Genomic DNA, 20871 nt, shown 5'->3' on the forward strand with positions numbered 1-20871 from the left:
CCCAAGAACGGCAGGGCCCCGACCAACCCACCTCAGGTCGGGGCCCTGCTTCATGCCGTCCGGCCGCGGAACGCCGGGTACCCCGGCAGCGGGGGCACGTCCCAGTCGTACGCGTCCAGCAGCAGCCGCACGGTCCGGGTGAAGGCCGGCAGCCCGTCCAGGGTGCTCGCCGTCTCCCAGCGGTGCCGCAGCAGCTGACGCTTGGTGGGGACCGGGCGGCGGGTGCGGTGCATCGGGGCGTCCTGCGCCACGGCGCCGGCCAGCATCCGCACCGTGGCGTCCGTCGTCCAGACCGCGACGGCCTGGGCCGTCCCGGCCTGCCAGGGCTCGTCCTCGGCCAGCTCCGGATACACCGTCACCACCTCGTCGCGGAAGGTCCGTTCGACCTCGGCGGCCAGGCCGTCCGGAAGCCGGAAGACACACCAGCAGGTGGAGAACGGCATCCGGCAGTACGCGGCGGTCAGGAAGACCGACTGGTAGCAGGCCCCCTCGAAGTCGATCAGCCGCAGGCCGTCGGGCGTCAGCAGGTTGTTGTCCGGGCAGGTGTCGCCCGGTGTGAACGCGGGGTGGGCGTCGGCGCCCACCGCGGCGATCCCGGCCAACTCCCCGGCCAGGCCGGGCGGTACGGGCAGCCCCAGGTCGTCGAGCAGGGCCGGCAGTGCCGCAGCCTGGTCGGCCAGCCAGGGCAGGTCCTCCCACGGCGGCCGCCCCCGCCCGTACCGGGCCGCCAACGGCGCGAGCTCGCCCCGCCGCGGCACCGAGGCGGCGGCCAGCCGCCCGAGGCCGCGGGCCCACGCCAGCAGCCCCTCCCCGGCGGCCCGCGGGTCGTCGCCCAGCAGCACGTCCGCCAGCGTCGGCGCCTCCCCGAGGTCCTCCATCACCAGCAGCGGCAGCTCCTCGTGCACCCCCAGCAACCCCGGCCCGGCCAGCCCGAGCGACAGCCCGGCCGCCTCCGCCGTGAACCCCCGCAGCGCGTGCTCCCCGTCCCCGAAGGCCTTCACCACCACCGTCCCGCCCCCGTCGGTCCGGCACCGCACCACCGTGCTCCGCCGGGATCCCCCCAGGTCCACCGGCTCGGAGAGCCTGGCCCCGAGCACCTCCCCGCCCGCCCGCAGAATCGCATCCATCCCGGCATCCTGGCAGTGCCCCGCTCCGGCCCGCAGCCGCTTTCCGCCCGGTGAACGGCACGGGTGAACGGCACGGGCCCCGACCCCCTGCCCGGGGATCGGGGCCCGCTGCCGCAGGGGCGTCACCAGCCGCGGGCGCGCCACTCCGGGAGGTGGGGGCGCTCGGTGCCGAGGGTGGTGTCGTTGCCGTGGCCGGGGTAGACCCAGGCCTCGTCGGGGAGGACGTCGAAGAGCTTCTCGGTGACGTCGCGGTAGAGGGTCTCGAAGGCGGCCGGGTCGCCCCAGGTGTTGCCGACGCCGCCGGGGAAGAGGCAGTCGCCGGTGAAGACGTGGGGGTGGCCCTGGGGGTCGTCGTAGACCAGGACGATGGCGCCGGGGGTGTGGCCGGTGAGCTGACGGACGGTCAGCTCGACCCGGCCGACCGTGACCACGTCGCCGTCGTCGAGGGGGAGGGCGGTGGGGACGTCGATGGCCTCGGCGTCGATCCGGCCGGCCGCGGTGCGGGCGCCAGTGGCCTCGACGACGGCCGCCAGGGCGCCCCAGTGGTCGTGGTGGCGGTGGGTGGTGACGACGGTGGCCAGCTCGGGACCGACGGACTCCAGCAGGACCTCGGCGTCGGCCGCCGCGTCGATCAGCAGCTGCTCGTCGGTGGCCCGGCAGCGCAGCAGGTAGGCGTTGTTGTCGTGGGGCCCGACCGCGACCTTGGTGATGATCAGGTGGGCCAGCTCCCGCACGTCCGGCGGTCCGCCGACCTTCACCGCTCCGTGGTACGTCATCCCGCTGCCGCTCCTCGCTCCTCGGTGGCCGTCTGGGTGCCCATCATGCCCGCTCAGCCCATCGCCGGGAGGGTGGGCAGCGGACCCGAGGAGGACAACGTCGAACCGTGGCTCCGGCCGGAGAGCCAGGCGACCAGCTGGCGGACCGGGCCCTCGACGGTGACCGGGGCGTCGGCGGCGCCCGCCACGGTGGCCGTCGCGCCGGTGTCGGTGGCGGTCAGACGGAGCTCGGGCAGGCCGTCGGCCTTCTCGAACAGGGCGGCGAGGCGCGGCAGTTCGGCCGAGGCGAAGTCGAGCGGCCAGTCCGCCGGGGTGTAGCCGGCGGCCAGGTCGACCAGGTGGTACTCCACCTCCATCAGCCGCTTCCGGGGCAGCTCGTGGGCCGGGAAGGTGTAGCCGAAGCGGTGCTTGAGCGGGGTGCTCCAGTCGTCCTCGGTGAGCCGGGCGGCGGCCTCGGCGAAGCGCCGGTGGCTGGCCCGCAGGTCGTCCCAGTGCTCGGCCAGCGGGCGCGAGGCGTCGCGCTCGATGTCCTGCTCGCGGGCCTCGTGGGAGGCGTACTGCGGGGTGTCGCTGCCGGTGGAGGCGTTGTCCAGCAGGTTGACCAGGGAGTCGGCGTTGCGGGAGAGGTGGGCCAGCACGTGCCCCCGGGTCCAGCCGGGGAGGCCGGAGGGCTGCGGCACCTGCTCGGGGTCGAGTTCGGCGGCGACCCGGAGGAGGGCAGCGGTGGAGGCCTCGACGGCGGCGAGGTCGGCGGCGGCGCGGGTGGCCGCGGCGGCGTTGTCAGTGGTGTCGGTCATGGTGGGGTGAGCACTCCCGGTTCCGAGGGCCGCGGGCGTTGCCCGGAGGGCCGCGCCTCGTTGACACGGTGGACGCTACCGGCGGCCACGGGCGTGAGCAGCGGGTTTTCCGCGGGGCCGCGCCAGGGGCCCGGTCGGGCCGTCACTCGTTCGGGTGGACCGGGCTGGACATGGTCGTTATTCGAACGCCTGAGCTAGTAGGCTGACGGGCGCACACTGGAAGAATTCACCCGATTGCGCTTGTTGGTCCCAAGCAGTGGGCCACGCAGCCCTTCCCAGCCACCCTCCCTCGGAGAAAGGCGCCAGAAGCAGTGGCCGACCGCCTCATCGTCCGCGGTGCTCGCGAGCACAACCTCAAGAACGTCTCGCTCGACCTGCCGCGGGACTCGCTCATCGTCTTCACCGGTCTCTCGGGCTCCGGCAAGTCCTCGCTGGCCTTCGACACGATCTTCGCCGAGGGCCAGCGCCGCTACGTCGAGTCGCTGTCCTCCTACGCCCGCCAGTTCCTGGGCCAGATGGACAAGCCCGACGTGGACTTCATCGAGGGCCTCTCCCCGGCCGTCTCGATCGACCAGAAGTCGACCAACCGGAACCCGCGCTCCACCGTGGGCACCATCACCGAGGTCTACGACTACCTCCGCCTGCTGTTCGCCCGGATCGGCAAGCCGCACTGCCCGCACTGCGCGCGCCCGATCGCCAAGCAGTCCCCGCAGGCCATCGTCGACCGCGTGCTGGAGCTGCCCGAGGGCACCCGCTTCCAGGTGCTCAGCCCGGTGGTCCGGGAGCGCAAGGGCGAGTTCGTCGACCTCTTCGCCGACCTGCAGTCCAAGGGCTACGCCCGCGCCCGGGTGGACGGCGCCACCGTCCAGCTCACCGAGCCGCCGACGCTCAAGAAGCAGGAGAAGCACACCATCGAGGTGGTGGTCGACCGCCTCACCGTGAAGTCCACCGCCAAGCGCCGGCTGACCGACTCGGTGGAGACGGCGCTGCGGCTCGGCGGCGGCATGGTGGTGCTCGACTTCGTCGACCTCGCCGAGGACGACCCGGAGCGCGAGCGGATGTACTCCGAGCACCTCTACTGCCCGTACGACGACGTGTCGTTCGAGGAGCTGGAGCCCCGCTCGTTCTCCTTCAACTCGCCGTTCGGCGCCTGCCCCGACTGCTCGGGCCTGGGCAGCCGGATGGAGGTCGACCCGGAGCTGGTGATCCCGGACGAGGAGAAGTCGCTCGACGAGGGCGCCATCCACCCGTGGTCCCAGGGCCACACCAAGGAGTACTTCTCCCGGCTCACCGACGCGCTGGCCGGCGAGCTCGGCTTCCGCACCGACATCCCGTGGGCCGGGCTGCCGCAGCGGGCCCGCAAGGCACTGCTGTACGGCCACAAGACCCAGGTCGAGGTCCGGTACAACAACCGCTACGGGCGCGAGCGTTCGTACACCGCGCCGTTCGAGGGCGCCATCCCGTTCGTGACGCGCCGTCACTCCGAGTCGGAGAGCGACAGCAGCCGCGAGCGCTTCGAGGGCTACATGCGCGAGGTGCCCTGCCCGACCTGCCGCGGCACCCGGCTCAAGCCGGTGATCCTGGCCGTCACCATCCTCGACAAGTCGATCGCCGACGTCTCCGCGATGTCGATCGCCGACTGCGCCGAGTTCCTCGGCGCCATGAAGCTCAACGCGCGGGACAAGCAGATCGCCGAGCGGGTGCTCAAGGAGGTCAACGAGCGGCTGCGCTTCCTGGTCGACGTCGGCCTGGACTACCTCTCGCTGAACCGCGCGGCCGGCACCCTCTCCGGCGGCGAGGCCCAGCGCATCCGCCTGGCCACCCAGATCGGCTCCGGTCTGGTCGGCGTGCTCTACGTGCTGGACGAGCCCTCCATCGGCCTCCACCAGCGGGACAACCACCGCCTGATCGAGACCCTGGTCCGCCTGCGCGACATCGGGAACACGCTGATCGTCGTCGAGCACGACGAGGACACCATCAAGACCGCCGACTGGGTGGTCGACATCGGCCCCGGCGCCGGTGAGCACGGCGGCAAGGTGGTGCACTCCGGCTCGCTCAAGGAGCTGCTGGACAACGAGGAGTCGATGACCGGGCAGTACCTGTCCGGCCGCCGCTCCATCCCGACCCCGGCGGTCCGCCGCCCGCGGGACAAGAAGCGCCAGCTGGTGGTGCACGGCGCCCGCGAGCACAACCTCCAGGACGTCACGGTCGGCTTCCCGCTCGGCACCTTCACCGCGATCACCGGTGTCTCCGGCTCCGGCAAGTCCACCCTGGTCAACGACATCCTCTACACCCACCTCGCCCGGGAGCTGAACGGGGCGCGCAGCGTCCCCGGCCGGCACACCCGGATCACCGGCACCGAGCTGGTGGACAAGGTGGTGCACGTCGACCAGTCGCCGATCGGCCGCACCCCGCGCTCCAACCCGGCCACCTACACCGGTGTGTTCGACAACATCCGCAAGCTCTTCGCGGAGACCCAGGAGGCCAAGGTCCGGGGCTACCTCCAGGGCCGGTTCTCCTTCAACGTCAAGGGCGGCCGCTGCGAGCACTGCTCGGGCGACGGCACCATCAAGATCGAGATGAACTTCCTGCCCGACGTCTACGTGCCGTGCGAGGTCTGCCACGGCGCCCGGTACAACCGGGAGACGCTGGAGGTGCACTACAAGGGGAAGTCCATCGCCGAGGTGCTGGACATGCCGATCGAGGAGGCCATGCACTTCTTCGAGGCCGTCCCCTCGATCGCCCGCCACCTGCGCACGCTCAACGACGTCGGTCTCGGCTACGTCCGGCTCGGCCAGTCCGCGCCCACCCTCTCCGGCGGCGAGGCGCAGCGCGTCAAGCTCGCCTCCGAGCTGCAGAAGCGCTCCACCGGCCGGACGGTCTACGTGCTCGACGAGCCCACCACCGGTCTGCACTTCGAGGACATCAGCAAGCTGATCAAGGTCCTCGACGGCCTGGTGGAGAAGGGGAACACGGTCATCGTCATCGAGCACAACCTCGACGTCATCAAGACCGCCGACTGGCTGGTCGACATGGGTCCCGAGGGCGGCTCCGGCGGCGGCACCGTGGTCGCCGAGGGCACGCCGGAGGAGGTGGCGGCCGTGACGGCCAGTCACACCGGCAAGTTCCTGCGGGACATCCTGCTCCCGGCCGCCCCGGTGCCCGCCCAGGCGACCAAGGCGGCGAAGAAGGCCGCCGCGCCCAGGAAGCGGGCGGTGGCGAAGAAGTAGCCGCAGCCGCAGCGCGAGAAGGGCCGCTCCCACGGGGCGGCCCTTCCGCCGTCCCGGCATAGACTTCGGCGAACTGGACCTGCACCGAGCCGGATTCGCCGAGGGAGCTTCACCGATGACCGAGACCACGCCCGCCGGGCCCAGCCGCCGTACCCTGCTCTGCGGTGCGGTGCTCGCAGCCGGGGGAGCGGCCGCCGTGACGGCCTGCGGCTCCTCCGCCGCGGAGCAGTCGGCCGCGGCCGGGCCGGTGCAGGTCGGCGCGGTGGCCGACGTCCCGGTGGGCGGCGGCAAGGTCTACCGCGAGCAGAAGATCGTGGTCACCCAGCCGGTCGAGGGCCAGTACAAGGCCTTCAGCGCCAAGTGCACCCACGCCGGCTGCGTGGTGGACGAGGTCAAGGAGGGCACCGTCAACTGCCCCTGCCACTACAGCAAGTTCGCGATCGCCGACGGTGCGGTCAAGGACGGTCCGGCGCCCAGCCCGCTGCCGCAGTACCAGGTCGCGGTCAAGGACGGGGCCTTCCAGGTCACCAAGTGACCGGAGGCGTTCGGGGCCCGGCCGCACCCTTGGGGAGGCGTGGCCGGGCCGCTCCGCTGTCCGTACCCCCGTACCGGGCAGCGGCGACAGGGACGATCCTGCGGGGTCGGCGGGGGCACTGACCAGGGGTTTCGGGGGAGGCTTAAAGGTGCTGCGTATCCATCTGACGGCGGATGACCTGGCGCGCGTGCGGGTGGCGCCCACCATGGGCCCGCTGGCGGAGACCTTCCACGGGCTGGCCAAGCTCACCGGGGCCACCAGCTGTGCCCAGTTCCGGCCCTGGCGGCGGCAGTTCGGCGGGCAGCTGGCCGAGGAGCTGCGGCCGCTGGCCTCGTTGGTGAACGGCCCCGGGCCCCGGCTGGACCTCGGGGCGCTCACCGGCAGCGACCCCTCGGTGGAGGTCGGCATCGAGCGGCTGCTCGGCGCCCCGGACGAACTGGTCCGGCTGGAGCTCGGGCACGTCGCCACCCCGCAGGCCGACCCGCGGTGGGTCCGCGCCCTGCTGGAGGGCGACCTGGGCGCCCGTCAGCGGCTGGCCGACTCGCTGCGGGCCACCCACGACGCCACCGTCGGCCCGTACTGGGGCCGGATCCGCGCCCACCTGGACGCCGTCCGGGCCGACCTGGCCCGCACCCTGCTGGACGGCGGCGTGGAGCAGCTGCTCGACACCTTCTGCTCCCCCCTCATCCGCTGGCGCGCCCCCGTCCTGGAGGTCACCTACCCGAGGAGCCTGGACATCCCGCTGGGCGGCCGCGGGCTGGTGCTGGCGCCGATGGTCTTCCTGGCGGACCCGCCGGTGCTGCTGACCGACACCACGGACCGGGACGCGGCCCACGTGCTGGCCTTCCCGACGGTGCGGGACCCGCTGACCGGGGCGGGCCTGTTCAGCCCGGACCCGACGGCCCGGCACTCCCTCACCGCCCTGCTCGGCCGCACCCGGGCCGCGGCGCTGGACGTGGTGACGGACGGCTGCACCACCACCGAACTCGCCCGCCGCCTCAACGTCTCGCCGGCCTCGGCCAGCCAGCACGCGACGGTGCTGCGCAACGCCAACCTGATCACCACCCAGCGCCGGGGCGGGGCGGTGCTGCACACGATCACGCCGCTGGGGGCGGACCTGCTGAACCGCACGAGGGTGTGAGGAAGGCGGGGGTGTGCTCCGTGCGGGTTCGGGGAGGGGAGGGGCGTGAGAGCGGCCCCGGGTCGGGCGGGGCGCTCGCTCCGACCCGCCGTCAGCTCTGGCGCAGGGCCGGCATCGGGATCGGCACCGCGTGCGCCGTGGCGCCCGCGCCGACGCCGCGTTCGCAGCTGTTGGGCGGCACGGTGGTGACGCCGCGGACGGACGGGCGTTCGGCGGCCCAGAACATGTAGCCGAGCAGCCCAGAGCTGGTGCCCGCCCCGGCCGGGGCGGCGGCGCGGAGCCAGGCCGCGGTGGTGTTCTGCAGCGAGGCGGCGAAGTCGGTGCACTCCGGCCGGACCTTGGAGCCCTCCGCCACGTACAGCCCGGCGGTGAACTTGGCCGGGGCCAGCGGGCCGACCGGCGGGTCGTAGGTGGGCTTGCCGGTCAGGTGCTCCTGCCAGTTGGCGGTGGCGGTCGAGGGGGAGGGCTGCCGGGCCGGCACCATCGCGTTGGCGTAGTCGAGCACCGGCCGGTCGGTGCGCAGCCAGTTCGCGGTGGCGTACTGGTTGACGCCGATCAGCCAGCGGTCCCCGGCGGCCACGTCGATGGTGAGGCGGGCGGCGGGGCGGGCGCCGGTCGGGTCGTAGGGGTGGACGGCCCGGTAGGCGTCCACGAAGGACTGCAGGGCGGGCAGGTTCGGGGTGGTGTTCTCCTCGTAGTCGATCTCGATGCCGACCCCGAGCCGGGTGGCCAGTGCCGCGGCCCGCTGCCCCAGCAGCACCGGGTTCTTCGCCAGCGCCTGGTTCCAGGCGTCGGTGTAGGTGATGCCGCCGATCGAGAGCATCACCCGGATGCCGCGCGAGGTGAAGTAGTCGACCACCGCCTGGTTGATTCCGACGGGCACGCCGTCCGCGTGCTGCGCGTCGTTCACGCCGTCGAGCAGGCGGAGCGGGTGGACGAAGCTGAGCACCACCAGGTTCACCGAGGGACGGCCGTCGCCCCGGTCCACCAACCAGTGGTTGGCCTGGTCGAACTGGGACATGGTCCGCACCGTCGCCCAGGTGCAGGCGTCGTCGCCGCAGTGCCAGGCGCCGTACACCTCCAGCGGGGTGATGGCCGCCGCGGCGGGCGGAGCGGCGGGCGCGAGGGCGGCGGCCAGCAGGGCCGCCGTGGTGCCGAGGGTTCTGAGCCGGTCGAACGGAACGCGCATGCGTACGCCTCCTGTTGACGAAGGGTGCCCGGGCGGCTGACAGCGTCCGTCCCCGGGCCCCGCTCGTCAACAGGGCGTACCGGTGGCGCCCCCGTACAGGTGACAGGCCGTCAATCCTTTAACGAGCCCGGCTACAACCTGACCATCCCGTGGCGAGCGTGACCGCCCTCACACTGGGCGGGCCCATCCCCCCTCGCCCCACCGGGAGTTCACCGTGTCCGCAGTCGAGCAACAGGCGCCGCCCACCGTGCAGCGGCTCAGAGCCAATTCGGTGGGCCTGGCGGGTGTGGTCTTCATGGCGCTGGCCACCGCCGCGCCGATCACGGCGATGACCGGCAACCTCCCGGTGGTGGTCGGCGGCGGCAACGGCGTGCACGCCCCCGCCGGATTCGTCTTCGTGACGGTGGTGCTGACCGTCTTCACCGTCGGGTACGTGGCGATGGCTCGCCACATCACCACCGCCGGGGCGTTCTACGGCTTCGTCTCGCACGGGCTCGGCCGGATCGCCGGGATGGCCTCCGGGCTGCTCGCGGTGCTGGCCTACGTGGTGTTCGAGGCCTCCATCGTCGGCATCTTCGCCTACTTCGGGCAGCAGACCGTCGAGGCCCAGTTCGGGATCGAACTCCCGTGGCAGGTCTACGCGCTGGCGATGCTGGCGGTCACCGCGCTGCTCTCCTACTTCGACCTGGAGGTGGCCTCCAAGCTGCTCGGGGTGTTCCTGGTCGGCGAGGTGCTGATGCTGGTGCTGCTGGCCGCCTCGATCCTGCTGCACGGCGGCGGCCCGTCCGGGCTGCACTTCGGCACCCTCAACCCGACCGGTGCCTTCGCCGGGGTGAACGCGGGCGTCGGCCTGTTCTTCTGCTTCTGGTCCTGGATCGGCTTCGAGTCGACCGCGATGTACGGCGAGGAGTCCCGCGACCCGCGCCGGATCATCCCGCGCGCCACCCTGGTCGCGGTGCTGGCGCTCGGCGTGCTGTACACCTTCGTCACCTGGATGGTGCTGGCCGCCGACACCCCGGAGGCCGCCGTCGGCCTGGCCACCTCCAGCGGCCCGCTCGACCTCTTCCTGGCCCCGGCCCGTACCTACCTGGGGAGTTGGGCCGTCACCGCGTTCCAGTGGTTGATGGTGACCAGCGCCTTCGCCTGCGGAATGGCCTTCCACCAGTGCGCCTCGCGCTACCTCTACGCGATCGGCCGGGAGGGCTTCCTGCACCCGGCGCTGGGCCGCACCCACCCGAAGCACAACTCGCCGTACGTCGCCTCCTTCACCCAGACCGCGATCGCGCTGGCCGTGGTCGCCGGCTTCTGGATCGCCGGACAGGACCCGTACGCCGGGCTCTACACCCTGATGGCCATCCTCGGCACGCTGGCACTGCTGGTGGTGCAGACGCTCTGCTCCTTCGCGGTGATCGCCTACTTCCGCCGAAACCACCCCGAGAGCCGGCACTGGTTCCGCACCTTCACCGCCCCGCTGCTCGGCGGGCTCGGCATGCTCGCCGCGATCGGCCTGCTGGTGGCGAACCTGGACACCGCCGCCGGGGCCGCCTCGCAGACCCTGCTCTTCAAGCTGATCCCGTGGATCGTCGGCGCCGTCTTCCTCGGCGGTCTGGGCCTGGCGCTGTACATGCGGGCCAGGCACCCGGCCAAGTACGAGGTGATGGGCCGCCTGGTGGTCGAGGACGCCCAGGAGCGCACCGCGGACGAGCCCGTCACAGTCTGACCCGCCGTCACCACCCGCCCGGGCCGCCCCCACGGCCCGGGCACCCCCCCACACCCCGTCAGGAGGCACCCCCACATGGCCCGCACGCCGTACGCCCGCCTGCTCCGCTCCGCCCTCGCCGACCGCGCCGCCGCCGAGCGGCTGCGACTGCCCGCCGACGAGTACGCGGGCTTCCGCGACGAGGCCCTGGCCGAGCCCGACGGCCCGTCCCGCCGTGCCCTGCTGGCCCGCGCCGCCGCGCTCGGCCTGGGCGCGGCCGGGATCGCCGTCGCGCCGAAGGCCCGGGCGGCCACCGTCGCCGACACGGCCAAGTACAAGGGCACCCCGCCCCGGATCGCGATCGTCGGCGCCGGGATCTCCGGGCTGAACGCCGCCCTCACGCTGGCCGACAAGGGCATCCCGGCCACCGTCTACGAGGCGGAGACGGCCCGGGTCGGCGGCCGGATGTACTCCAAGACCGACTGGGCCGGCGGCCAGGTCTCCGAGTACGGCGCCGAGTTGATCGACACCGGACACCACGAGATGCTCCGGCTCTGCCAGCGCTTCGGCCTGGCCACCACCTCGATCCGGCACTTCTCGGACGGTGAGCAGACCCTGCAGTTCCAGGGCGGCTACTACCCGAGGGAGACGGCGAACGCCGAGTTCAAGCAGATCTGGCAGACCGTCAAGGCCGACATCCAGGCCGGCGGCTCCGGCCCGACCTGGGCCGACCACAACCAGGCCGCCGTGGCCCTGGACCGGATGTCGGTGCGGGAGTGGATCGAGACCAGGGTCCCCGGCGGCACCTCCAGCCGCCTCGGCGCCCTGCTGGACGTCGCCTACGCGGTCGAGTACGGCGCCGACACCACCGCGCAGTCCTCCTACGCGCTGCTGCTGATGCTCTCCTGGCAGGCCAACCCCGGCAGCTTCAACATCTGGGGCGGCAGCGACGAGCGCTACCACGTCACCGGCGGCAACGACCAGGTGCCGAAGGCGATCCGGGCGGCACTCCCGGCCGGCACCGTCCAGCCCGGGCACACCCTGCTCGCCGTCACCCGGAACGCGGACGGCAGCCAGACCCTCACCTTCAAGCTGGACGGCGGCGGTACGAGGACCGTCACCGCCGACCACACGATCCTGGCCCTGCCGCTGTCGGTGCTCCAGCAGCGCGTCGACCTCGCCGGGGCCGGTCTCGACCCGCTGATGAAGCGGGTGCTCACCGACATGACCATGGGCTACTGCACCAAGCTCAACATGCAGACCGGCAGCCGCCCGTGGACCGGCACCGGCCCCTGGCCCGGGGTGTCCAGCGGCGAGTGCTTCAGCGACCAGCCCTTCCAGCAGGCCTGGGACGTGACGAAGGGTCAGCCCGGATCCGGCGGCATCCTGGTCCAGTACCACGGCGGCACCCCGGCCAGGGCCCTCGCCCCCGGTGCCCCCTTCACCGACGCCACCACCGCCTACACCCGGGCCATGGCCACCGACCGGCTCACCCAGATCGACCGGCTCTGGCCCGGCACCAAGGCCGCCTGGACCGGGAAGGCCACCCTCTCGGCCTGGCACCTCAACCCCACCACGCTGGGCGCCTACTCCTGCTGGCCGGTCGGCTACCTCACCACCTGCGCCGGCTACGAGGGCACGGCGCAGGGCCGCCTGCACCTCGCCGGCGAGCACACCTCCTACGACTTCCAGGGCTACATGGAGGGCGGTGCCACCGAAGGCGTCCGCGCCGCGCAGGAGGTGCTCACCGCCATCGGGGCCTGAGAGGGCCCGTAGCTGACGGACAGTGCCCCGGGGTGTCCGTCCGGGTCGGTACGGTAGGGGACTATGGCAGACCCCTCCACGTACCGGCCCGCTCCCGGGGCCATTCCGACCTCGCCCGGCGTGTACAAGTTCCGTGACGGGCACGGCCGGGTCATCTACGTGGGGAAGGCCAAGAGCCTGCGGCCCCGGCTCTCCTCGTACTTCCAGGACGTGGCCAACCTGCACCCCCGCACCGCGACGATGGTCACCACGGCCGCCTCGGTGGAGTGGACGGTGGTGGCCACCGAGGTCGAGGCGCTGCAGCTGGAGTACTCCTGGATCAAGGAGTTCGACCCCCGGTTCAACGTCAAGTACCGGGACGACAAGAGCTATCCGGAGCTCGCGGTCACCCTCAACGAGGAGTTCCCGCGGGTCCAGGTGATGCGCGGGGCGCACAAGAAGGGCGTGCGGTACTTCGGGCCCTACGGGCACGCCTGGGCGATCCGCGAGACGGTCGACCTGATGCTCCGGGTCTTCCCGGTGCGGACGTGCTCCAACGGGGTGTTCAAGCGGGCGAAGCAGATCGGCCGCCCCTGCCTGCTCGGCTACATCGGCAAGTGCGCGGCGCCCTGCGTCGGCAAGATCTCCGCCGAGGAGCACGCCGAACTGGCCGAGGAGTTCTGCGACTTCATGGCCGGCCGGACGGGCAACCACCTGCGCCGACTGGAGCAGGAGATGCAGCAGGCCGCCGCCGCGATGGAGTACGAGAAGGCCGCCCGGCTGCGCGACGACCTCGGCGCGCTCAGGCGCGCGATGGAGAAGAACGCGGTGGTGCTCGCCGACGGCACCGACGCCGACCTGCTGGCGCTGGCCGAGGACGAGCTGGAGGCCGCCGTCCAGATCTTCCACGTCCGCGGTGGCCGGGTCCGCGGCCAGCGCGGCTGGGTCACCGACAAGGTCGAGGACGTGGACACCGCCGGCCTGGTGGAGCACGCGCTCCAGCAGCTCTACGGCGGCGGCTCCGAGACCGTGCCGCGCGAGGTGCTGGTGCCCGCGCTGCCCGATCCGGTCGGGCCGGTGCAGGAGTGGCTGACCGGCCTGCGCGGCGCCCAGGTGGACCTGCGGGTGCCCCAGCGCGGGGACAAGAAGGACCTGATGGCCACCGTGCAGAAGAACGCCCAGCAGTCGCTGGTGCTGCACAAGACCAAGCGCGCCTCGGACCTGACGACCCGTAGCCGGGCGCTCCAGGAGATCTCCGAGGCGCTGGAGCTGGACTCGGTGCCGCTGCGCATCGAGTGCTTCGACATCTCCCACCTCCAGGGCCAGGACGTGGTCGCCTCGATGGTGGTCTTCGAGGACGGGCTGGCCCGCAAGAGCGAGTACCGGCGCTTCCAGATCAAGGGCTTCGAGGGGCAGGACGACGTCCGCTCCATGCACGAGGTGATCACCCGCCGGTTCCGCCGCTACCTCCAGGAGCGCGAGCAGACGGGGGAGTGGGCGGTGCCCGAGGAGGAGGAGCCCGCGGCCGGCCCGCGCACCGAGGACGGCCGCCCCAAGCGCTTCGCCTACCCGCCGCAGCTGGTGGTGGTCGACGGCGGGCAGCCCCAGGTCGCCGCCGCCCAGCGGGCGTTGGACGAGCTGGGCATCGACGACGTGGCGGTCTGCGGGCTGGCCAAGCGGCTGGAGGAGGTCTGGCTGCCCGGCGAGGCCGACCCGGTCGTGCTGCCGCGCTCCAGCGAGGGCCTCTACCTGCTCCAGCGGGTCCGCGACGAGGCGCACCGCTTCGCGATCGCCTACCAGCGCGGCAAGCGCGCCAAGCGGCTCACGGCGGGGGAGCTGGACTCCGTCCCCGGCCTCGGCGAGACTCGCCGCCAGGCGCTGCTCAAGCACTTCGGCTCGTTGAAGAAGCTGCGGGCCGCCACCGTGGAGGAGATCTGCGAGGTGCCGGGCATCGGCAGGCGCACGGCGGAGACTGTTGTGGCGGCGTTGGCCGTCCGTACACCCGCCGCTCCGGCGGTGAACACCGCCACCGGCGAGATCATTGACGACAGCATGGACGACGACAGCAGCGAGTTCGGCAGTACCGAGAGCGGGGACCAGAAGTGACTGCGGCAGACCACGGGGGCACCACCCAGAAGACGGGTGGCGGAGAGAACTCCCCCGAGCTGGTGATCATCTCCGGCATGTCCGGAGCGGGGCGGAGCACCGCCGCCAAGTGCCTGGAGGACCTGGGCTGGTTCGTGGTGGACAACCTCCCGCCGGCCCTGATCCCGACCATGGTGGACCTCGGGGCCCGCTCCCAGGGCGCGGTGCCCCGGATCGGCGTGGTGGTGGACGTCCGCGGGCGCAAGTTCTTCGACGACCTGCTCACCTCGCTGGAGGAGCTGGAGAAGCGCGGGGTCCGGCTCCGGGTGGTCTTCCTGGAGTCCTCCGAGGACGCCCTGGTGCGCCGCTTCGAGTCGGTCCGCCGCCCGCACCCGCTGCAGGCGGACGGGCGGATCGTGGACGGCATCGAGCGCGAGCGCGACCTGCTGCGCGAGCTGCGCGGCGAGGCCGACCTGGTGATCGACACCTCCGACCTGAACGTCCATCAGCTCCGGGCCAAGCTCGACGCCCAGTTCGCCGACCACGACGAGCCCGAGCTGCGCGCCACCGTGATGTCCTTCGGCTTCAAGTACGGCCTGCCGGTCGACGCCGACCTGGTGGTGGACTGCCGCTTCCTGCCCAACCCGCACTGGGTCCCCGAGCTGCGGGCCCGCACCGGCACCGACCCGGACGTGGCCGACTACGTCTTCCAGCAGCCGGGGTCGAACGAGTTCCTCAACGGCTACGCCGAGCTCCTCAAGATCGTCACGGAGGGCTACCGCCGGGAGGGCAAGCGGTACATGACCCTTGCCGTAGGCTGCACCGGTGGGAAGCATCGCAGCGTGGCGATGTCCGAGCGTCTGACGAAGCGTCTGATCGCGGACGGCGTCGAGACGGTGCTGGTCCACCGCGACATGGGCAGGGAGTGACCACCGGCGTCCTGGGCACAGGGGTTCCCACCACCGGGGAGTGACGGATCCGGCCCCGCTGTCGCTCGTACAGGCATGGCGGAACGACGGACTGGGGTCGGCGTGGCAGTGGTGGGTCACTCGGTGGCGGGGCAGGCACCGGCGCGGCAGCGGCGTGCGCCCAGAATCACCGCGCTCGGCGGCGGGCAGGGGTTGTCCGCCTCGCTCTCCGCGCTGCGCCGGCTCACCACCGAGCTGACCGCCGTGGTCACCGTCGCCGACGACGGCGGCTCCAGCGGCCGGCTCCGGGCCGAGCTGGGCGTGCTCCCTCCGGGCGATCTGCGCAAGGCGCTGGCCGCGCTCTGCGGGGACGACGAGTGGGGCCGGACCTGGTCCGAGGTGATCCAGCAGCGCTTCACCGGCGACGGCGAACTCGGCGGCCACGCGGTCGGCAACCTGCTGATCGTCGCCCTCTGGGAGAAGCTCGGCGATCCGGTGGCCGCCCTGGACTGGGTCGGCAAGCTGCTCAACGTGCAGGGCCGGGTGCTGCCGATGTCGGCGGTGCCGCTGGACATCGAGGCCGAGGTGCGCGGGCACGACCCGGCCCGCCCGGCCGAGCTGACCGCCGTCCGCGGCCAGGCCCACGTGGCCGTCACCCCCGGCACGGTGCAGTCGATCCGGCTGCTGCCGGAGGAGCCCCCGGCTGTCCCGGAGGCGGTCAAGGCGGTGCTGGACGCGGACTGGGTGGTGCTCGGCCCCGGCTCCTGGTTCACCAGCGTGCTGCCGCACCTGCTGGTCCCCGAGCTGGCCGCGGCCCTCGCCGACACCCGGGCCCGCCGCCTGCTCACCCTCAACCTGGCCCCGCAGCCCGGCGAGACCGAGGGCTTCACCCCGCAGCGCCACCTGGAGGTGTTCGCCGACCACGCTCCGGGGCTCTCGGTGGATGCGATCCTTGTCGACGAGCGCGCCGTCACCGGTGGCGCCTTCGGCCAGGCGGACCTGGCCGGACTGGAGAAGGCCGCCGGACGGATGGGTGCCGCACTGGTGCTCGACCGGGTCGCCGCCGCGGACGGCACGCCGCGACACGACCGGGAGCTGTTGGCGGCTGCGTACGACCGGATTTTCCGGACACATGGAAGGATCGGCCCATGGCGATGACGGCAGCGGTCAAGGACGAAATCAGCCGGCTCCCCGTCACCCGGGCCTGCTGCCGCAAGGCAGAGGTCTCGGCGATCCTCCGGTTCGCGGGCGGTCTGCACATTGTGAGCGGCCGGATCGTGATCGAGGCGGAGCTGGACACCGGCATTGCGGCCCGCAGGCTGCGCAAGGACCTGTTGGAGATCTTCGGACACTCCTCGGACCTGGTGGTGATGGCCCCCGGCGGGCTGCGCCGCGGCAGCCGGTACGTGGTGCGGGTGGTCAAGGACGGCGAGTTGCTGGCCCGGCAGACCGGGCTGGTGGACGGGCGCGGGCGCCCGATCCGGGGTCTCCCCCCGGCGGTGGTCTCGGGCGCGACCTGTGACGCGGAGGCGGCCTGGCGCGGTGCCTTCCTGGCGCACGGCTCGCTGACCGAGCCGGGCCGCTCCTCCTCCCTGGAGATCACCTGCCCCGGTTCCGAGGCGGCGCTGGCCCTGGTCGGCGCGGCCCGCCGGCTGGGCATCCCGGCCAAGGCCCGCGAGGTGCGCGGGGTGGACCGGGTGGTGATCCGGGACGGCGACGCGATCGGCGCGCTGCTCACCCGGCTCGGCGCGCACGAGTCGGTGCTGGCCTGGGAGGAGCGCCGGATGCGGCGCGAGGTGCGCGCCACCGCCAACCGGCTGGCCAACTTCGACGACGCCAACCTGCGCCGCTCGGCCCGGGCCGCGGTGGCGGCCGGCGCCCGGGTGCAGCGGGCGCTGGAGATCCTCGGCGAGGAGGTGCCCGAGCACCTGGCGGCCGCCGGCCAGCTGCGGATGCAGCACAAGCAGGCCTCGCTGGAGGAGCTCGGCGCGCTCGCCGACCCGCCGCTCACCAAGGACGCGGTGGCCGGCCGGATCCGCCGGCTGCTGGCGATGGCCGACAAGCGCGCCTCCGAGCTCGGCCTGCCGAGCACCGAGGCCAGCCTCACCGACGAGATGGCGATGAACTGACGGGTCGGGCACGAACTGACGGAGCCTCAGCGGGCCCACCCACCGAACGGCCGGTGTCCACATCGTGGACACCGGCCTTCGTGTCACCCGACGCCCCGTCAGGTGCCCGGAGGCCGGGCCCAACTGCCCTGCGGGGCCGGGACGTAGGCCCTGACAAGGTCCCGGAGGCCCGTCAGGGCAGGCCTGCGGCGGTGAGGCGATGTGCCCAGGCAGGCCCCGGAGGGGTAGGGTCATAGGTGGTCGGGGACATCCCATTTCCATCGCGTCGGGCAACCGACGTACCCACTAAGGAGATCGGTTCGTGACGATCCGGGTAGGCATCAATGGATTCGGCCGCATTGGCCGTAACTTCTTCCGCGCGGTTAAGTCCCAGGGCGCGGACATCGAGATCGTCGGCGTGAACGACCTGACCGACACCAAGACCCTGGCGCACCTCCTCAAGTACGACTCGATCCTCGGAACCCTCCAGGCCGAGGTGTCGCACACCGCCGACAGCATCACCGTCGACGGCCACACCTTCAAGGTGATCGCCGAGCGCGACCCGGCGAACCTGCCGTGGGGCGAGCTGGGCGTGGACATCGTCATCGAGTCCACCGGCATCTTCACCAAGGCGGACGCTGCGAAGAAGCACGTCACCGCCGGTGCGAAGAAGGTCATCATCTCGGCGCCGGCGACGGACGAGGACGTCACCATCGTGATGGGCGTCAACGACGAGAAGTACGACGCCGCGAAGCACACCGTGATCTCCAACGCCTCGTGCACCACCAACTGCGTGGCGCCGATCGCGAAGGTGCTCCAGGAGAACTTCGGCATCGTCAAGGGTCTGATGACCACGGTGCACGCGTTCACCAACGACCAGGTGACGCTGGACTTCCCGCACAAGGACCTGCGTCGTGCGCGCGCGGCGTCCATCAACATCATCCCGACCTCGACGGGCGCCGCCAAGGCCACCGCCCTGGTCCTCCCCGAGCTCAAGGGCAAGCTGGACGGCACCTCGCTGCGCGTCCCGGTCCCGACCGGCTCGATCACCGACCTCGTGGTGACCCTCGAGCGCGAGGTCACCGTGGCGGAGGTCAACGAGGCCTTCCAGAAGGCCTCCGAGGGCTCCCTCAAGGGCATCCTGCAGTACACCGAGGACCCGATCGTCTCCTCCGACATCGTGAACTCGCCGTTCTCCACGATCTTCGACTCGCTGATGACCATGGTCCAGGGCAACCAGGTCAAGGTCTTCGGCTGGTACGACAACGAGTGGGGTTACTCGAACCGCCTGGTCAACCTCACCACCCTCGTCGGTGGCCAGCTCTGATCCAGCGGAAGCTGATGTGATGTGAGCAGGAGCCCGGACGCCCCGCGTTCGGGCCCCTGCTCTGTCCCAAACCCGGGTCGGGACCCCCGGGTAGCCACTGCCGAGCGGTCCGCCGTCGTGCCGCTTCCACCTCCTCTTCCCAGGAGATCCGTCCACCGTGAAGAAGATCGAAGACCTCCAGGTCAACGGCCAGCGGGTGTTCGTCCGCGCCGACCTCAACGTGCCGCTGTCCAACGGCGCCATCACCGACGACGGCCGCATCCGCGCCGTCGCCCCGACCATCGCCAAGCTGGTCGCGGCCGGTGCCAAGGTGATCGTCGCTTCCCACCTGGGCCGCCCCAAGGGCGAGCCCGACCCGCAGTTCTCGCTCGCCCCGGTCGCCGTGCGACTCGGCGAGATCCTCGGCCGGCCGGTGTCCTTCGCCGCCGACACCGTGGGCGAGAGCGCGAAGGCCACCGTCGCCGCCCTGGGCGACGGCGAGGTCACGCTGCTGGAGAACCTGCGCTTCAACGCCGGCGAGACCGCGAAGGACGACGCCGAGCGCGGTGCCTTCGCCGACGAACTCGCCGCGCTGGCCGACCTCTACGTGGGCGACGGCTTCGGTGCGGTGCACCGCAAGCACGCCTCGGTGTACGACCTGCCCAAGCGCCTGCCGCACGCGGTCGGCGACCTGATCGCCACCGAGGTCGGCGTGCTCAAGCGCCTGACCGAGGAGGTGGAGCGCCCGTACGTGGTGGTGCTCGGCGGCTCCAAGGTCTCCGACAAGGTCGGCGTCATCGACAACCTGCTCGGCAAGGCCGACCGCATCCTGATCGGCGGCGGCATGGCGTACACCTTCCTCGCGGCCAAGGGCCACGAGGTCGGCATCTCGCTGCTGCAGAAGGACCAGATCCCCACCGTGCTGGAGTACCTCAAGCGCGGCGAGGAGACCGGCGTCGAGTTCGTGATCCCGGTCGACGTGGCGATCTCCGCCAGCTTCCCGGACACCAAGACCCACGCCCCGGTCGAGGACTTCGAGATCGTCGACGCGGACAAGATCCCCGCCGACAAGGAGGGCCTGGACATCGGCCCGCAGACCCAGCGGCTCTTCGCCGAGAAGCTGGCCGACGCGAAGACCGTGTTCTGGAACGGCCCGGTCGGCGTCTTCGAGCACCCGGCCTTCGCCGAGGGCACCAAGGCCGTCGCGCAGGCGCTGCTGGACAGTGACGCGTTCACCGTGGTCGGTGGTGGCGACTCCGCCGCCGCCGTCCGCATCCTGGGCTTCGACGAGAACGAGTTCGGGCACATTTCGACCGGCGGTGGCGCCAGCCTCGAGTACCTGGAGGGCAAGACCCTCCCCGGTCTCGCCGCCCTGGAGGACTGAGACATGACGGACCGTCTCCCGCTGATGGCGGGCAACTGGAAGATGAACCTCGACCACTTCGAGGCCATCCGCCACACCCAGGCGCTGGCGTTCTCGCTGGCCGACAAGGACTACGAGGCCGTCGAGGTCGCCGTCCTGGTCCCCTTCACCGACCTGCGCTCCGTGCAGACCCTGGTGGACGGCGACAAGCTGAAGCTCAAGTACGGCGCCCAGGACCTCTCGGCGCACGACTCCGGTGCCTACACCGGTGAGATCTCCGGCCCGATGCTCTCCAAGCTCAAGTGCGCCTTCGTGGCCATCGGCCACTCGGAGCGCCGCCAGTACCACGGCGAGAACGAGGAGATCGTCAACGCCAAGGTCAAGGCCGCCTACCGGAACGGGGTCACCCCGATCCTGTGCGTCGGCGAGCCGCTGGACATCCGCAAGGCCGGCACCCACGTCGAGTACACCCTGGCCCAGCTGGACGGTGCGCTGGACGGCGTCCCGGCCTCCGACGCCGAGTCGATCGTGGTCGCGTACGAGCCGGTCTGGGCGATCGGCACCGGCGAGGTGGCCACCCCGGAGGACGCGCAGGAGGTCTGCGCCGCGATCCGGGTCCGCCTGGGCGAGCTGTACTCGGCCGAGCTGGCCGACAAGGTCCGCGTGCTGTACGGCGGTTCGGTCAAGTCCTCGAGCGCGGCCGGCCTGATGGCCAAGCCCGACGTGGACGGTGCGCTGATCGGCGGTGCCTCGCTGGACGCCGACGAGTTCGTCAAGATCGTGCGCTACCGTGAGCAGGCAGTAGGCTAACGCCGCTCCAGCAACGTAGGCTTTGGGGCCGGGACCGCCGTCAGCGGCCCGGCC

Annotated in this window: 16 protein-coding genes; 12 read left to right on the plus strand and 4 right to left on the minus strand. The window is 72.1% G+C overall.

The window, feature by feature from the left end; all coding sequences use genetic code 11:
* Positions 1 to 50: 50 nt before the first annotated feature.
* From ACWEPF_RS03665 to ACWEPF_RS03675, 3 genes are all read right to left on the minus strand, one after another.
* On the minus strand, positions 51 to 1127 hold the full coding sequence (locus ACWEPF_RS03665; RefSeq protein ID WP_452171265.1) for a hypothetical protein: 1077 nt from the start codon (positions 1125 to 1127) through the stop codon (positions 51 to 53).
* Positions 1128 to 1249: 122 nt separating this feature from the next.
* Positions 1250 to 1903, minus strand: coding sequence for an MBL fold metallo-hydrolase (locus ACWEPF_RS03670; RefSeq protein WP_345288643.1), 654 nt, complete (start codon positions 1901 to 1903; stop codon positions 1250 to 1252).
* A 53-nt stretch (positions 1904 to 1956) separates the two neighbouring features.
* A complete protein-coding gene (locus ACWEPF_RS03675) occupies positions 1957 to 2700 on the minus strand; it encodes a maleylpyruvate isomerase family mycothiol-dependent enzyme (RefSeq protein ID WP_452171266.1) in 744 nt (247 codons plus the stop codon).
* Between the two features lie 311 nt (positions 2701 to 3011).
* Between ACWEPF_RS03675 and uvrA the strand changes: the two genes are divergently transcribed.
* From uvrA to ACWEPF_RS03690, 3 genes are all read left to right on the plus strand, one after another.
* On the plus strand, positions 3012 to 5930 hold the full coding sequence (gene uvrA / locus ACWEPF_RS03680; RefSeq protein WP_345288645.1) for an excinuclease ABC subunit UvrA: 2919 nt from the start codon (positions 3012 to 3014) through the stop codon (positions 5928 to 5930).
* Between the two features lie 115 nt (positions 5931 to 6045).
* Positions 6046 to 6465, plus strand: a complete 420-nt coding sequence (locus ACWEPF_RS03685) for a Rieske (2Fe-2S) protein (RefSeq protein WP_452171267.1) — start codon at positions 6046 to 6048, stop codon at positions 6463 to 6465.
* 148 nt (positions 6466 to 6613) lie between these two features.
* Positions 6614 to 7606 (plus strand): ArsR/SmtB family transcription factor, encoded by a 993-nt coding sequence (locus tag ACWEPF_RS03690; RefSeq protein ID WP_452171268.1) that lies wholly within the window; start codon positions 6614 to 6616, stop codon positions 7604 to 7606.
* Positions 7607 to 7697: 91 nt separating this feature from the next.
* On the opposite strand, the gene ACWEPF_RS03695 is transcribed toward ACWEPF_RS03690, so the two are convergent.
* Positions 7698 to 8795: a hypothetical protein gene (locus ACWEPF_RS03695; RefSeq protein ID WP_452171269.1), complete on the minus strand. Its 1098-nt coding sequence runs from the start codon at positions 8793 to 8795 to the stop codon at positions 7698 to 7700.
* Positions 8796 to 9090: 295 nt separating this feature from the next.
* Between ACWEPF_RS03695 and ACWEPF_RS03700 the strand changes: the two genes are divergently transcribed.
* The 9 genes from ACWEPF_RS03700 (at position 9091) to tpiA (ending at position 20817) form a co-directional block, all read left to right on the plus strand.
* Positions 9091 to 10515, plus strand: a complete 1425-nt coding sequence (locus tag ACWEPF_RS03700; protein WP_452171358.1) for an APC family permease — start codon at positions 9091 to 9093, stop codon at positions 10513 to 10515.
* Positions 10516 to 10590: 75 nt separating this feature from the next.
* Positions 10591 to 12258, plus strand: coding sequence for a flavin monoamine oxidase family protein (locus ACWEPF_RS03705; RefSeq protein WP_452171270.1), 1668 nt, complete (start codon positions 10591 to 10593; stop codon positions 12256 to 12258).
* A gap of 63 nt (positions 12259 to 12321) precedes the next feature.
* Positions 12322 to 14343 (plus strand): excinuclease ABC subunit UvrC, encoded by a 2022-nt coding sequence (gene uvrC, locus ACWEPF_RS03710; protein WP_452171271.1) that lies wholly within the window; start codon positions 12322 to 12324, stop codon positions 14341 to 14343.
* Positions 14344 to 14420: 77 nt separating this feature from the next.
* Positions 14421 to 15251 (plus strand): RNase adapter RapZ, encoded by an 831-nt coding sequence (gene rapZ / locus ACWEPF_RS03715; protein WP_452171359.1) that lies wholly within the window; start codon positions 14421 to 14423, stop codon positions 15249 to 15251.
* A gap of 75 nt (positions 15252 to 15326) precedes the next feature.
* Positions 15327 to 16388 carry a gluconeogenesis factor YvcK family protein gene (locus ACWEPF_RS03720; RefSeq protein WP_380148997.1) on the plus strand — a complete coding sequence of 354 codons (1062 nt, stop codon included), beginning with the start codon at positions 15327 to 15329 and terminating at the stop codon, positions 16386 to 16388.
* Positions 16379 to 17359, plus strand: a complete 981-nt coding sequence (whiA, locus tag ACWEPF_RS03725) for a DNA-binding protein WhiA (RefSeq protein ID WP_345288653.1) — start codon at positions 16379 to 16381, stop codon at positions 17357 to 17359. The genes ACWEPF_RS03720 and whiA overlap by 10 nt, the downstream gene beginning before the upstream one ends.
* Positions 17360 to 17660: 301 nt before the next feature.
* A complete protein-coding gene (gap, locus tag ACWEPF_RS03730) occupies positions 17661 to 18665 on the plus strand; it encodes a type I glyceraldehyde-3-phosphate dehydrogenase (protein ID WP_345288654.1) in 1005 nt (334 codons plus the stop codon).
* A 157-nt stretch (positions 18666 to 18822) separates the two neighbouring features.
* Positions 18823 to 20028, plus strand: coding sequence for a phosphoglycerate kinase (locus tag ACWEPF_RS03735; protein WP_452171272.1), 1206 nt, complete (start codon positions 18823 to 18825; stop codon positions 20026 to 20028).
* A 3-nt stretch (positions 20029 to 20031) separates the two neighbouring features.
* Positions 20032 to 20817: a triose-phosphate isomerase gene (gene tpiA / locus ACWEPF_RS03740; RefSeq protein WP_452171273.1), complete on the plus strand. Its 786-nt coding sequence runs from the start codon at positions 20032 to 20034 to the stop codon at positions 20815 to 20817.
* Positions 20818 to 20871: the final 54 nt, after the last annotated feature.

Source organism: Kitasatospora sp. NPDC004289 (assembly GCF_053602875.1).

Excerpts from the sequence above, each read along its gene's own strand:
- ACWEPF_RS03695 (WP_452171269.1), bottom strand. The coding sequence starts at position 8,795 with ATGCGCGTTCCGTTCGACCGGCTCAGAACCCTCGGCACCACGGCGGCC.
- whiA (WP_345288653.1), top strand. The coding sequence starts at position 16,379 with ATGGCGATGACGGCAGCGGTCAAGGACGAAATCAGCCGGCTCCCCGTC.
- tpiA (WP_452171273.1), top strand. The coding sequence starts at position 20,032 with ATGACGGACCGTCTCCCGCTGATGGCGGGCAACTGGAAGATGAACCTC.
- ACWEPF_RS03675 (WP_452171266.1), bottom strand. The coding sequence starts at position 2,700 with ATGACCGACACCACTGACAACGCCGCCGCGGCCACCCGCGCCGCCGCC.
- uvrC (WP_452171271.1), top strand. The coding sequence starts at position 12,322 with ATGGCAGACCCCTCCACGTACCGGCCCGCTCCCGGGGCCATTCCGACC.
- ACWEPF_RS03665 (WP_452171265.1), bottom strand. The coding sequence starts at position 1,127 with ATGGATGCGATTCTGCGGGCGGGCGGGGAGGTGCTCGGGGCCAGGCTC.
- ACWEPF_RS03720 (WP_380148997.1), top strand. The coding sequence starts at position 15,327 with ATGGCGGAACGACGGACTGGGGTCGGCGTGGCAGTGGTGGGTCACTCG.
- ACWEPF_RS03705 (WP_452171270.1), top strand. The coding sequence starts at position 10,591 with ATGGCCCGCACGCCGTACGCCCGCCTGCTCCGCTCCGCCCTCGCCGAC.
- ACWEPF_RS03685 (WP_452171267.1), top strand. The coding sequence starts at position 6,046 with ATGACCGAGACCACGCCCGCCGGGCCCAGCCGCCGTACCCTGCTCTGC.
- rapZ (WP_452171359.1), top strand. The coding sequence starts at position 14,421 with ATGTCCGGAGCGGGGCGGAGCACCGCCGCCAAGTGCCTGGAGGACCTG.
- ACWEPF_RS03700 (WP_452171358.1), top strand. The coding sequence starts at position 9,091 with ATGGCGCTGGCCACCGCCGCGCCGATCACGGCGATGACCGGCAACCTC.
- ACWEPF_RS03670 (WP_345288643.1), bottom strand. The coding sequence starts at position 1,903 with ATGACGTACCACGGAGCGGTGAAGGTCGGCGGACCGCCGGACGTGCGG.